The sequence below is a fragment of the Kutzneria sp. NPDC051319 genome, from assembly GCF_040682195.1.
Classification (GTDB): Bacteria; Actinomycetota; Actinomycetes; order Mycobacteriales; family Pseudonocardiaceae; genus Kutzneria.
On sequence record NZ_JBFBAM010000013.1, the window covers coordinates 137,507 to 149,452 of the forward strand.

11 protein-coding genes are annotated in these 11,946 nt (G+C 71.0%); 7 read left to right on the forward strand and 4 right to left on the reverse strand.

What is annotated here, in order from left to right:
• The first annotated feature begins 206 nt into the window (after nucleotides 1–206).
• Entirely contained in the window at nucleotides 207–2,894 is a 2,688-nt protein-coding gene (locus AB0M73_RS16025) for a BTAD domain-containing putative transcriptional regulator (protein ID WP_363891363.1), read from the forward strand.
• Here AB0M73_RS16025 and AB0M73_RS16030 read toward each other — a convergent pair.
• The 3 genes from AB0M73_RS16030 to AB0M73_RS16040 all read right to left on the reverse strand — a co-directional run bounded on the left by AB0M73_RS16030 (nucleotide 2,869) and on the right by AB0M73_RS16040 (nucleotide 6,195).
• Entirely contained in the window at nucleotides 2,869–3,309 is a 441-nt protein-coding gene (locus AB0M73_RS16030; protein WP_043725005.1) for a response regulator, read from the reverse strand. The genes AB0M73_RS16025 and AB0M73_RS16030 overlap by 26 nt on opposite strands.
• The gene (locus tag AB0M73_RS16035) at nucleotides 3,306–4,796 is read right to left on the reverse strand and encodes an ATP-binding protein (RefSeq protein ID WP_363891364.1); all 1,491 of its coding nucleotides are present in this window, start codon (nucleotides 4,794–4,796) and stop codon (nucleotides 3,306–3,308) included. The genes AB0M73_RS16030 and AB0M73_RS16035 overlap by 4 nt, the downstream gene beginning before the upstream one ends.
• Nucleotides 4,797–5,070: 274 nt before the next feature.
• Nucleotides 5,071–6,195 carry a SpoIIE family protein phosphatase gene (locus tag AB0M73_RS16040; protein WP_363891365.1) on the reverse strand — a complete coding sequence of 375 codons (1,125 nt, stop codon included), beginning with the start codon at nucleotides 6,193–6,195 and terminating at the stop codon, nucleotides 5,071–5,073.
• Nucleotides 6,196–6,430: 235 nt separating this feature from the next.
• On the opposite strand from AB0M73_RS16040, the gene AB0M73_RS16045 reads away from it, so the two are divergent.
• The 5 genes from AB0M73_RS16045 (at nucleotide 6,431) to AB0M73_RS16065 (ending at nucleotide 10,329) form a co-directional block, all read left to right on the forward strand.
• The gene (locus AB0M73_RS16045; protein ID WP_363891436.1) at nucleotides 6,431–7,180 is read left to right on the forward strand and encodes a trypsin-like serine protease; all 750 of its coding nucleotides are present in this window, start codon (nucleotides 6,431–6,433) and stop codon (nucleotides 7,178–7,180) included.
• A 66-nt stretch (nucleotides 7,181–7,246) separates the two neighbouring features.
• Nucleotides 7,247–9,004, forward strand: coding sequence for a zinc ribbon domain-containing protein (locus tag AB0M73_RS16050; protein WP_363891366.1), 1,758 nt, complete (start codon nucleotides 7,247–7,249; stop codon nucleotides 9,002–9,004).
• A gap of 3 nt (nucleotides 9,005–9,007) precedes the next feature.
• Nucleotides 9,008–9,331, forward strand: a complete 324-nt coding sequence (locus tag AB0M73_RS16055; protein ID WP_043725014.1) for a hypothetical protein — start codon at nucleotides 9,008–9,010, stop codon at nucleotides 9,329–9,331.
• A gap of 100 nt (nucleotides 9,332–9,431) precedes the next feature.
• Nucleotides 9,432–9,869 (forward strand): nuclear transport factor 2 family protein, encoded by a 438-nt coding sequence (locus AB0M73_RS16060; protein WP_363891367.1) that lies wholly within the window; start codon nucleotides 9,432–9,434, stop codon nucleotides 9,867–9,869.
• Nucleotides 9,862–10,329 carry a nuclear transport factor 2 family protein gene (locus AB0M73_RS16065; RefSeq protein WP_363891368.1) on the forward strand — a complete coding sequence of 156 codons (468 nt, stop codon included), beginning with the start codon at nucleotides 9,862–9,864 and terminating at the stop codon, nucleotides 10,327–10,329. Before AB0M73_RS16060 ends, AB0M73_RS16065 begins: the two co-directional genes overlap by 8 nt.
• Here the strand turns inward: AB0M73_RS16065 and AB0M73_RS16070 are convergent.
• A complete protein-coding gene (locus tag AB0M73_RS16070; protein ID WP_363891369.1) occupies nucleotides 10,326–11,165 on the reverse strand; it encodes a zinc ribbon domain-containing protein in 840 nt (279 codons plus the stop codon). The genes AB0M73_RS16065 and AB0M73_RS16070 overlap by 4 nt on opposite strands.
• Nucleotides 11,166–11,250: 85 nt before the next feature.
• On the opposite strand from AB0M73_RS16070, the gene AB0M73_RS16075 reads away from it, so the two are divergent.
• Nucleotides 11,251–11,910 (forward strand): phosphoribosylanthranilate isomerase, encoded by a 660-nt coding sequence (locus AB0M73_RS16075; RefSeq protein ID WP_363891370.1) that lies wholly within the window; start codon nucleotides 11,251–11,253, stop codon nucleotides 11,908–11,910.
• Nucleotides 11,911–11,946 lie beyond the last annotated feature (36 nt).

Below are 11,946 nucleotides of genomic sequence, written 5' to 3' on the forward strand. Positions count from 1 at the left end.
AATGGGTGTGACGACGCTACGGCGGCACTCCGGTGAACGGCAAGGAGTGCGGGGGTTCGCGGGCAGGTCACGGCCCCGATTAAGGCAGGGCTGAGGTGTACTTGATCAAGGCTTGATGCTGGCGTTTCGCCGGCCGCCGCCGATCGGCTGCGCATTCGGCCGTCCCGGGTTGCGCGCCACCCCCGGGCTCCGCTCTGATGGCAGGCGTGGACGGTCTGGCGGTGCGCCTGTTCGGGCAGGTGGGCGCGACGTTCGGCGGCGCCGGGCTGAATCTGGGCGCGCCGGGGCCGAGATCGCTGTTCGCGCGGCTGGCGCTCAGCGCGGGCGAGACCGTGACCGCGGACGACCTGGTGGACGCGCTGTGGGGCGAGGCGCCGCCCCGCACGGCACGGTCCACTGTGTACACATACGTCTCCACGCTGCGCAAAGCATTGGGCGACATGGTGATCGGCAGTAGGGCCGGCTACCGGCTGGCCCTGCCGCCGGAGGCGGTCGACCTGCGGCGGTTCGAGACCGGCTTCCGCGACGCACGCCGGCTGTGGTTGGCCGACGATTTCTGCGGCGCGCTGGCGCAGTGCGAGCAGGCTGTCCAGGAATGGCGCGGCACGCCGCTGGCCGGCGCGGTCGGCCCGTTCGTGCAGCGCGAACGCGACCGGCTGGAGGCGCTCCGGGTCGACGTCCAGGAGCTGCGCTGCGCCGCGTTGATCGAGGTCGGTCGGGCGGACGAGACGATCGTCGACCTGTCCGAGCTGGCCGCCGCGAACCCGCTGCGCGAACGGCCGCACGCGCTGCTGATGACCGCCCAGCACCGCACCGGCCGGACCGCCGAGGCCCACCGGACCTACGACCGCGTCCGCAAGGCCCTCGACGAGGAACTCGGCATCGAACCCGGCCGAGCCCTGCGCGAGGCGTTCGAGCTGATGCGTGAACCGACCGAGGCGGCGGTGGTGCCGGCGCAGTTGCCGCACGGCGTCGCCCACTTCACCGGCCGCGCCCGCATGCTGCAACAGCTCCAGACGGCCGAGCCCGGCTCGGTGGCGGTCATCGACGGCCAGGCCGGCGTCGGCAAAACCACGCTGGCCGTGCGGTTCGCGCACCTGGTGGCCGACCGCTTCCCCGACGGCCAGTTGTTCGTCGACCTGCGCGGATTCGACGCCAGGGCCAAGCCGGTCACCGTCGCCGAGGCACTCAACCGCATGCTGCGCGCCCTCGGAGCCGAGGACCAGCCGGCCGATCGCGGCGAGCACTACCGGTCGCTGCTGGCCGACCGCAAAGTCCTTGTGGTGCTGGACAATGCCGCCAACGCCGAGCAGGTGCGCCCGCTGCTGCCCAACGCCCGCGGCTGCCTCACGGTCGTCACCAGCCGCAACCGGCTCACCCTCGACGGGCCGCGCGTCGGCCTGAACACGTTGTCCCCGGCGGAATCCGTGGCCCTGCTGGCCAGCGTGCTCGGCGCCGACCGCGTCCGCCAGGACCCCGACGCCGCCGGCGAGCTGGCCGAGCAGTGCGGGCACCTGCCGCTGGCGCTGCGGGTGGCGGCCGAACGCATGGGCTCGGGCTCGTACGCGCTGGTGGACATGGTCAGGGAGCTGCGGCGTGAGGAGGACCGCCTTGACGCCCTCGCCGACTCCGACGACGAGCTCTCGGACGTGCGGGCGGTCTTCCGCCTGTCCTACCGGTCCCTGGAACCGTTGCCGGCACGGGCTTTCCGGCTGCTGGGACGGCATCCCGGCACCGAGATCGACCTGCACGAGGCGGCCGCGCTGTTCGACGCCGACCTCGACACAGCCCGCGACACCATGGCCGGGCTGCTCCGCCAGCACCTCGTCGAGCAGACCGCGACCGACACCTACCGTCTGCACGACCTGCTGCGGATCTTCGCGGCCGAGCAGCCCGAGGCCGATGCCGACGCCGCCGTGCTCCGGCTGATCGAATGCGCCCTGGCCTCGGCCCACGCCGCCCGGGTGGAGCTCACGCCGGGCCTCGGCGACGTCGTGCACGACGCGAACTGCCCGCACCTCACGCCGATCGGCTACGACGCGGCCCTGGTGTGGGCGGCCGAGCGGCTGCCGACCCTGGCCGCCACGGTGCGGGCCGCCGCCGACCGTGGGCACGACCGGCTGGCCGCGCAGCTCGCGGCCACACTGGCCGTGCTGTGTTACGGCACGAGCCACTGGACGTTGTGGCTACAGGTGATCGACATCGGCCTGGCCGCCGCCCGCCGCACCGGCGACCTGCTCAACATCGCCCGGCTGTGCAACGACGCCGGCGTGGCCTACCACTACTTCCTCAACCGGCCGGACATCGCCGCCGAATGCCACGAGGCCGCCGCGGAGATCCTCGTGCAGCTGGACCCCGAAGATCCTTCGGTGGCGGCCAACCTCGCCGTCGCGCACACCCGCCTGGACCGGCACCGCGGCTCCCTGGCGCTGCTGGAACGCGACCTGCATACCGCCCGTGAGCAGGGAAACCTGTTCCTGGAGGCCATAGCGGCGCTCAACCTGAGCGAGCTGCTGTCGGAGCGGGGCGAGTCGGAGCGGGCGCTCGAATACGCCCGCGAGGGCGCCGAGCTGCTCAAGCGGACCGGCTCCCGGCACCGGCACATGGTCGGCCACGCCACCGAGAACCGCGGCGTCGCACTGCTGGCCGGCGGTCACCTGGCCGAGGCGATCGGGCACCTGGAGGAGGCGCTGGCCATCTGGCAGGAGCTGGGCAACCAGCGGGCCATGGGCACGGCCATGCACGCGCTGGCCGAGGCCCGTCACCGCGCCGGGCACACCGCGGGCGTCCGGGAGCTGCTGACCGCCGCGCTGCCGCTGGCCGCCGACCACACGAGGGCCAGCGCCATCCGGGCGCTGCTGGCCGAGGTCAGCGCGGCAGCTTCACCACGGTGACGAAGAAGTCGTCGATCTGGCGGATGATGTCGATGAACCGGTCGAAGTCCACCGGCTTGGTGACGTACGCGTTGGCGTGCAGGTCGTAGCTGCGCAGGATGTCCTCCTCCGCCTCGGAGGTGGTCAGCACCACCACCGGGATGGTGCGCAGCGACTCGTCCGACTTGATCTCGGCCAGCACCTCGCGGCCGTCCTTGCGCGGCAGGTTGAGGTCGAGCAGCACCAGGCCCGGCCGGGGCGCGTCGGCGTGCTCGCCCTCGCGGCGCAGGAACTGGATCGCCTCGACGCCGTCGGCCACCACGTGCAGCTTGTTGCGCAGCTTGTGATGCTCGAAGGCCTCGCGGGTCATCAGCACGTCGCCGGGGTCGTCCTCGACCAGCAGCACGTCGACGACGTCCACGAACGATTCGGTCACTGTTCCTCCTCGACGACCGGCAGCGTGAACCGGAACACGGTGCCGCGTTCGGCGTCGGTGTCCAGCCAGATCCGGCCGCCGTGGTACTCGATGATCTTGCGGCACATCGCCAGCCCGATCCCGGTGCCCGGGTAGGCGTCCTTCGGATGCAGCCGCTGGAAGATCACGAAGACGCGGTCAGCGTACTCCGGCTCGATCCCGATGCCGTTGTCGGCGCACGTGAACGTCCAGACGTCGTCGTCACGCGAAGCGGACAGCGTGACCTTGGGCGGGTCCTCGCCGTGGAACTTCACGGCATTGCCCAGCAGGTTCTGGAACACCGCCGCGAGCAGCGCCGGCTCGCCCCGCACCGACGGCAGCGGACCGGCCTCGATCTGCGCCCCGGTCTCCTCGATCATCGTGTCCAGGTTGGCGATGGCCTGCGCGACCACGTCGTCGCAGTTGACGAGCACCTTCTCCCGGGTCAGCCGGCCGACCCGGGAGAAGGCCAGCAGGTCGTTGATCAGGATCTGCATGCGCTTGGCCCCGTCCACCGCGAAGCCGATGTACTGGTCGGCCCGCTCGTCCAGCTGCCCCTTGTAGCGGCGCTCCAGCAGCTGGCAGAAGCTGGCCACCTTGCGCAGCGGCTCCTGCAGGTCGTGCGAGGCGACGTAGGCGAACTGCTCCAGGTCGCGGTTGGAGCGGGCCAGCTCGTCATGCACCTGCTTGAGCGTGTCCAGCTCGTCGACGATGTGCAGCCGCATGAGGTCGACGTCGGCGCCGAGGCTGGCGATCTCCCGCGGCCCGCCGACGGACACCTTGCGCTGGAACTGGCCGTCCGCGACCAGCCGCACCTCGCCGGCCAGCTTCGACACCGGCCGCACGACGCCGAAGTGGGCCAGCAGGGCCAGCAGCACGATCAGCGCCAGCAGCGCGGCGGCGACGCTGACGCCGACCACCACCAGGTTGTCGGCGGCGGTGGCCAGCGCCGCCCGGCCGGTGGTCCGTGCGGCCGAGAGCTGCGACTCCTGGTCGCTCAACGCGCCCCGGACCTGGTCGAACAGCGCCTTGCCGCGCTCGATGTCGCCCGCCTCGGCCCGTTTCAGCGCCGGCTCGGCGTACTCGGCGCGCCACTGGTTCGCCGCCTGTTGCACGGCGTCCAGGGCCGCGCCGGCCGAGGTCAGATCCCCGGTCTGGAGCGCACGCAGGGCGGCCACCGCCTTGGCCTCCTGCTGCTGGCCGTCCTGGTACGGCTGGAGGAAGTCCTGCCGGCCGGTCAGCACGTAGCCGCGGACGCCGGTCTCCTCGTCGACCAGGGCGTTCGCCAGGGCCAGCGCTTGCCGCGACGCCGGGTCGGCCTGGTCCACGACCAGCGACCGGGCCGCGTTGAGGCTGTGCAGCGCCCCCGCACCCATCCCGACGGCGGCCGCCACCACCAGCACCATCACCACGACCACAGCCAGATACCAACGTTGCAGCGGCCAGCCCGGCCCGGTTCTCTCGTCCATGATCTCTCCAGCATCGGCCAGCGCGCGGTCGAGTGCAGTGCGAGCGCGGCCCCGGATTTTTTCACATGCGCTTCCCGTGTGGCATCGGGGCGCGCGCCGCCGCCGACCTGAGCCGACGGCCGTGCACTCACGTGAATGCGTCAATCCGGATGGGAGCAGAAAATGGTCGACAGCCCCGCCGGAAGCCGGTGGGCTGTGGTTTTGTGCGGAATTCCGGCTCGCGATGGCCGGAAACCGATGCCGTCGACAATGGTAATTCGACCGGCCGGAATTGTTATCGGCTGTCGTCGAGCATGACGATGGCGATGTCGTCGTCCAGCTCGCCGACGGTGGTCCGCTCCACCGCGGCCAGCAGCTCGCCGGCCAGACCCGACCGGTCGCAGCGGGCCACCAGGTCGACCAGGCCCTCCACGTCCAGCCGGTCCGAGCCGGCGCCGACGCGGCCCTCGATCAGGCCGTCGGTGTACAGCAGCAGCGACCAGCCCGGCGGCAGCGGCAGCTCCAGCGCCGACCACTTGGCCTCGGTCAGCACGCCCAGGGGCAGCCCGGCCCGATCCCGAGGCAGCGGCCGGGGGCCGGTGTCGTCGATGAGGATCGGCGACGGATGGCCCGCGATGTACACGGCGGCCGACGACTGGTCCGGGGCGATCGTGGCCATGCACAGCGTGGTGAAGATGCCCTCGCGGTGCCGCTCGTGGATCAGCAGCTCCTGGAGCGTGTTCAGCACCTGGTCGTCGGCCTGCCCGGCCAGCACCAGGGTCCGCCAGGCGATCCGCAGGCACACGCCGAGGGCCGCCTCGTCGGGGCCGTGCCCGCAGACGTCGCCGATCACCACGTGCAGCGACCCGTCGGCGCCGGTCACGGCGTCGAAGAAATCGCCGCCGAGCTGCATGCGCCGCCGCCCGGGGCGGTAGCGCGACGTCAGCACGGGCGAGTCCTCGGTCAGCAGCGGCGAGGGCAGCAGGCCCCGCTCCAGGCGGGCCGTCTCCTGGGCCACCAGCCGCTCCTCGCGGAGCTGGCGGTGCGTGTCCTCGGCCCGGCGGCGTTCCACCGCGTACCGGATGCCGCGCAGCAGCAGCGAACCGTCGACCTGTCCCTTGACGAGGTAGTCCTGCGCGCCGACGGCGAGCGCCTGGATACCGCGCTCCTCGTCGTCGTGACCGGTCAGCACCAGCACCGCCGCCTGGCCCGCGTGCTCCAGGATGCGGCGCAGGCCGTCCAGCCCGCTCGCGTCCGGCAGCCCGAGGTCGAGCAGCACGCAGTCGAAACCGGGCAGCAGCCCCACCGCGTCACCCGCGGTCCGCGCGCGGGTCACGTCGACCCGCGCTCCCACCTCGTCGAGCAGCGCGGTGACCAGCACGGCGTCACCGTCATCGTCCTCGACCAGCAGCACCTGCACCTGTCGTGCCCTTTCGTGCCGAAACTCCGCCGGAGCCGATCTTATGTGTGTGACACTCCGGGCACGCATCGATGGTCGCCCGCACGTGTCTGTTGTGACGGACGTGTTGTCTTCCTACGGTGCGAACCACCCATCCGGTCCTGGCTGTTGCGCCGGATGGCGTCGACAGCTCCGTGAGATTGGACTAATTCCCGTGGCGCACAAGCGTTACGCAGTCGCGATAGCGGCTGCCCTGATGACGGCGGGCGCGCTCGCCGCCGCCCCGGCCGGCGCGGTCGCCGACGGCCACGACGCAACCCCCGGCATGTTCCCGTTCTCGGTGAAGTTCACCATGACGAACATCCCCAACCCGGACGGCACCACCCGGTCCAGCGCCTGCTCCGGCGCCCTGATCGCGCCCCAGTGGGTGATCACCGCCGGCCACTGCTTCCACGACGTCAACCGCAACCCGGTCAGCGGCCCGGTGCCCTATCCGACGACGGCGACCCTGGGCAAGGTCGACCTCGCCGACAGCGGCGGCCACACCGCCAACGTCGTCGAGGTGCGGCAGGCCCCCAAGGGCGACATCGCGCTGGGCAAGCTGGACAAGCCCGTCTACGGCGTGCTGCCGCTGCTGGTGAGCCGCCAGCAGCCGACCGTGGGCCAGCAGCTCACGATCGCCGGCTGGGGCGCCAAGGACTCGGTGAACCCGACCCCCGGCACGCACATGACCTACGGCGGCGTCGCCGTCCAGACCGTCGAGGACGTCAACCTGCTGGTGCACGGCGTCTCCCCGGCGGCGGACACCAGCGCCTGCCTGTACGACTCGGGCGCGCCGTACTTCCGCCAGTTCGGTGTGAAGGCCGGCGTGCTGGTGTCCGTGGAGAGCGACGGCCCGGACTGCCCGCACGACACGCCCGAGACCACCACCCGTGTGGACGTGGTGGCCGACTGGATCGGCAGCCAGGCGGGCTACGGCAGCCTGGCCGTTGCCGCGAACGAGTGACATGAGCTAACGACGGACGGCGTAGGACGCGATCTCCGGGCGGGAACTCGCCCGGAGGGAGCGGCCATGGCTGCCGGCATCACCGAACGGAACCAGCACTGTTGGCGCTGTGCGACGGTGAATCCCGCCGGCGACAAGTTCTGCCAGGGCTGCGGGGCCTCGCTGGTGCGGCGCGACAACACCACACGCTATCTGTGTGCGGCCGCGCAGCTCAGCGAGGTTTACGCCAACACGGCGATCCGCGAGTTCCTGGTGGAACCGTTGCGTGCCATCCCACCCGCGCCCGGCGTCGACACCACCGCGGTGCTGCGGGAGGCGGTCGCCGCCCGGGCCCGGCGCCGGATCCGGGACGGCGTGGTGCTGCTCCTGTTGCTGGCGCTGCTGGTCGTCAACCCCGTGGTGTTCGTGCCGTGGCTGGTGTTCGCCCTGTTCCTGGCCATGGTGTCCGGGCGGTTCACGATGCGCCGCCGCGACGCGGCGATCACCGCCGTCGTGGCGGTGGTCGTGGTGCTCATCCTGTTGGCGGTGGGCTTCATCAGCATCGCCTCGATCGTCGGCTCCTCCCTGTCTTCGGGCAGCAGCTCCGGCGGGTACTACGAGAGCCCGCCGCCGTCGTATTCCTCCTCCGCCGCCGACTCCGCCTCGGGCTTCCTGTCCCTCGACCTGATCCTGACCGGCCTGCTGCTGCTGGCGTTGGCCGCCGTGGTCGTCACGGACGAGTTCGCGGTGCACTACCTGGTGTTCAACCGCTTCCGCCGCACCGACTTCCTGCCCGACGGCCGGACCAGCCCGCACGAGTGGGAGCGCCGGCTGCGCGGCCTCGGGCTGCCGACCTTCCACCTGCCGCTGCACCGGGTCGCGGCCGCCACCGAGCAGGCCGAGCGGGCCACCGAAGCGGATGTGGTGGTGCACCGGGGTTTCTCGCCGTTCATCGGCGCCGGGGTGCCGGTGCACGGTCAGGTCATCGCGCTGGCCCTCGAACCGTCCGATGAGGACGAAGCGACGGAACCCATCAGCGTCACGGGTCTGCACGACCACGTCGCCGCCGCGATCAACCGCCTGCGCACCACGTCCACGCTCGGCCCCGGTCGCCGCCTGGAAGACCTGGTGCGCCGGGAACAGGTGCTCATTCCCGCCGACCGGCTGGTGATCGACCACCGGAGCGTGCCGGAGATCCTGCCCACCCTCGACCACGCGCCGACTTCGCGGGTGTCCACCGACCAGGCGCGGTCGCTGGCCGACGCGGCCGTGGAGTGGGCGCGGTACTACAGCTGCTACCGGGTCGAGGCCTGGGACCGCGATCTCACCACGTCCTGCTACCTGCACGCCGGCACCGACCAGAAGATGCTGTTCCTGGAGTGGCAGTTCTTCGCGCTGCTGCCGATCATGCCCGGCTACCGGGCCATCGACGAGTACCGGGATCCGTTGCTGGCACCGGTCAAGTCCTCGATCATGGAGATCCTGGTGCTGCCGGCCACCATCGTGCGCCGGGTGGTCTCGGTGTGCCGCCGCTTCAAGCCGTTGAAGCAGGGCGTGAACGAGGTGATGCCGGCCAAGTACGGCGCCGACCGCAGCCTGCGCGAGTTCGCGCAGGCCGACCGGGTGCAGAGCTACTTCCAGGACGTGGACGTCGAGCGGTACGTGCGGATCCTGGACTCGACGCTGTTCCGCGCGGTGGGGGAGTACCTCCAGGAGCGGGGCTACTCGGCGGTGGAGTTCATGAAACTGGCCGACCCCCAGGTCAACAACTACAACCTCCAGGGCAGCACGCTCGTCGACTCCGCGGTCGGCACCCGCAGCTCCGTCACCAACAGGAAGGGCTAGGCGATGGGCGACAAGTTCGACCTCGGCAACGCGCACATCAGCGGCAGCGCCATCGGCAATCGCGCCACCGTCAACAACTACGCCGCCGCGCCGGACGCGTTGCTCCAGGCCCTGCTGGAGCGGCGGTCGGCCCTGCTCGGCGACGCCCCGGCCGCCGGCCGCGACGACGTGCGGGCGCGGCTGGACGAGATCGAGGCCCAGCTGCGGTCCGGCAAGGCCGACAAGGAGGTCGTGCGCACCGGTTGGCAGCGCATCGCCGCCGTGGTCGGCGTGCTCAGCGAGCCGGTCATGGAGGTCACCAAGCTCATCGCCAAGTTCCTGGCCTGAGCCGTCCGGATTTCCGGGGCCGCGCGCCGCACGGACACGAACGGATGCTCGTCCGGTCATGGATGGTCACATTTCTTCACCTTTCGGTCAGAGTGGCGCTATGGCAGACAATTCCTCACCGTCCCAAGTGGTCGGTCGGCTCATCGAGCTGTTCGCGGCCGGCCGGTTCGACCAGGCCGTCGAGCTCTACTCCGACGACTGCACCGTTTTCCTCCCGCTGCTGCAGCCCGGCGGGCCGCTCCTGCTCGGCGGGGCCGCGATCCGCGCGGCCGTGCTCGCCGGCGGTCCCGCCCTGCCGGCCCGCGACATCAGGATTCGTACCACCGAAGACCCCGAGGTGGTGATCGCGGAATGGGACTACGTGGGCACGAATCCGGCCACCGGCCAAGAGGTCGTGACCGGCAACCTCCTTGTCGCGCGGGTCCGCGACGGTCGGATTGCCGCCGAGCGGGTCTACCTCGACCAGGTCACGCGGGCCTTCATCGCCGGCGCCCTCGACACCCTGCTGGCCCAGCTCAAGGAGGTCGCTCATGCCTGAATACCCCACGCCGGCCGAGGTCGTCACGGATCTGATCTACTCCTCGGCCGTCGGCGACTTCGCCCATTTCGCCAGTCTGTACACCGAGGACGCAGCCGTCGACGTCCGGCTGTTCCTGCCCAGCCCGTTGCGAATCGAGGGTTCCGCGGGCGTGCTGGCCGAGGTCGGCGGGCGTGACCCGTCGAACCTGCGGAACGTCGAGGTGCACGACCTCGTGATCCATCACACCGGGCCCGACGAGGTGGTGGCGGAATGGGAGTACCGGGGCTACGCCCGGGCCACCGGCCGGCCCTACCGGGTGCACAACGCCATCGTGACCACGGTGGAGAACGGCAGGATCACGCGGTCGCGTGACTACCACGACACGGTCTCCGTGATCACGAATTCCGGTGGGCGGGAACAGTTGTTGGCCCAGCTGGCCGATCCGGCCACGTGGGCGGCGCGGGTGAACCAGGACTAGCGGGTCTGCGAGTTTCCGGCCGGGCCGCCGGTGTGCATGAGGCGGCTGGCGTAGCAGTCGTCGGCCGCGAAGTTCTGTTGGTCGCACCAGGCATTGGCCTCGTCGGCGGTGCCGAAGGTGGTGGCCTGCACCGTGACCCAGAAGTCCTTGCCGGAGAAGTTGGCGTAGTCGTTGGAGTTCAGCATGATCGCCTGGGGGAAACGGGCCTTCAGCGTGGTGAAGTCGGCCATGATCTCGGGGTAGCCGAACTCCACGCCCTGCACGACCAGACCGAGCTTCTTCGACGAGATCTGCGGAACCCACTGCCCGACAAGGGTTTCCGCGATGTCGTGGTCGGCCGCCACCTCCTGCTGGAGATCGGCCACGGTCGGCGGCGTCGGGGTCGTCGTGGTGGTCGTCTCGGTGGTGGTGGTGGTCGTCGTTGTCGTCTCGGTGGTGGTCGTGGTCGCCGGCGCGCTGCTGCTGGTGGTGGTGACCGGCGCGTCGGCCTGGTTCGTCAGGCGGGGCAGCAGAAAGACGATGACCCCGGTCGTTGCCAGCGCAAGCACGGCCACGCCGGCCACGATCGGCAGCAGCAGGTTCCGGGGCGCGCTGTGCCTCGGTGGCGGCGCGTACGGGGTCGGGATCGTCTGTGGCCCCGACTGTTGCAAGGGCTGCAACGGCTGCTGCTCGTACTGGGGCTGTTGGGGCGGGAACTGCTCGTACCGGGGCTGTTCGTACTGGGGCTGGGCCTGCTGCTGCGGGTGCTGCGGCTGCTGCGCGACGGGCGTTCCGCACGATCCGCAGAACCGCGCGTGGGGACCGAGTTCCCGGCCGCACGTCGGGCATGAAGTCATGGCTGTTAGTTCGCCGCCGGGCCGGTCTCGTTAGCGGGGTGAACTCGAATGGGGGAAGCCCGTGACTACGTGTACGGTGCGGCCCATGGGGAGCGCAACGCCCGTGAAGATCTGCGGCCTGACCAGGCCCGAGGACGTGGACGCGGCGGTCGGGGCGGGGGCCGACGCGATCGGCTTCGTGCTGTATCCGCCCAGCCCGCGATACGTGACGCCGCAACGAGCCGCCGAGTTGGCCGCGCGGCTGCCGGCCTTCGTGACGCCCGTGCTGCTGTTCGTGAACTCGCCGGCAGACGAGGTGATCGCCGCCGCTTCCGGTGTGCCCGGGGCGTTGCTGCAGTTCCACGGCGACGAGACCCCTGAGGACTGCTGGGCCGCCGGCGGGCGGGGAGAGCACGCTTTCCTTCGCGCCGCAAGGATCCCGCTCGACCCCGACGCGCCCCCGTTCGACCTGGTCGGCTTTTCGAAGCGCTTCGACCGGGCCCGGGCAATCCTGTTGGATGCTCACGTTCCCGGCTACGGCGGCGGCGGTCGCCCCTTCGACTGGTCGCTGCTGCCCGCCGCCCCCGACGCGCACCTCGTGCTGTCCGGGGGGCTCACTCCCGACAACGTGGCCGCCGGCATCGCCGCCCTGCGTCCCCTGTGCCGGACCCTCTCCGTCGACGTCAGCTCCGGCGTCGAGGCGTCCAAGGGGGTGAAGGACCACGGCAAGGTGCGGGCCTTCGTCCAGGCGGTGGCGGATTGTTGAGCATTCAACTATGCTGGTGACGACCCGAGAGGAGAG

Excerpts from the sequence above, each read along its gene's own strand:
- AB0M73_RS16075 (WP_363891370.1), top strand. The coding sequence starts at position 11,251 with ATGGGGAGCGCAACGCCCGTGAAGATCTGCGGCCTGACCAGGCCCGAG.
- AB0M73_RS16045 (WP_363891436.1), top strand. The coding sequence starts at position 6,431 with ATGACGGCGGGCGCGCTCGCCGCCGCCCCGGCCGGCGCGGTCGCCGAC.
- AB0M73_RS16065 (WP_363891368.1), top strand. The coding sequence starts at position 9,862 with ATGCCTGAATACCCCACGCCGGCCGAGGTCGTCACGGATCTGATCTAC.
- AB0M73_RS16055 (WP_043725014.1), top strand. The coding sequence starts at position 9,008 with ATGGGCGACAAGTTCGACCTCGGCAACGCGCACATCAGCGGCAGCGCC.
- AB0M73_RS16050 (WP_363891366.1), top strand. The coding sequence starts at position 7,247 with ATGGCTGCCGGCATCACCGAACGGAACCAGCACTGTTGGCGCTGTGCG.
- AB0M73_RS16070 (WP_363891369.1), bottom strand. The coding sequence starts at position 11,165 with ATGACTTCATGCCCGACGTGCGGCCGGGAACTCGGTCCCCACGCGCGG.
- AB0M73_RS16035 (WP_363891364.1), bottom strand. The coding sequence starts at position 4,796 with ATGGACGAGAGAACCGGGCCGGGCTGGCCGCTGCAACGTTGGTATCTG.
- AB0M73_RS16060 (WP_363891367.1), top strand. The coding sequence starts at position 9,432 with ATGGCAGACAATTCCTCACCGTCCCAAGTGGTCGGTCGGCTCATCGAG.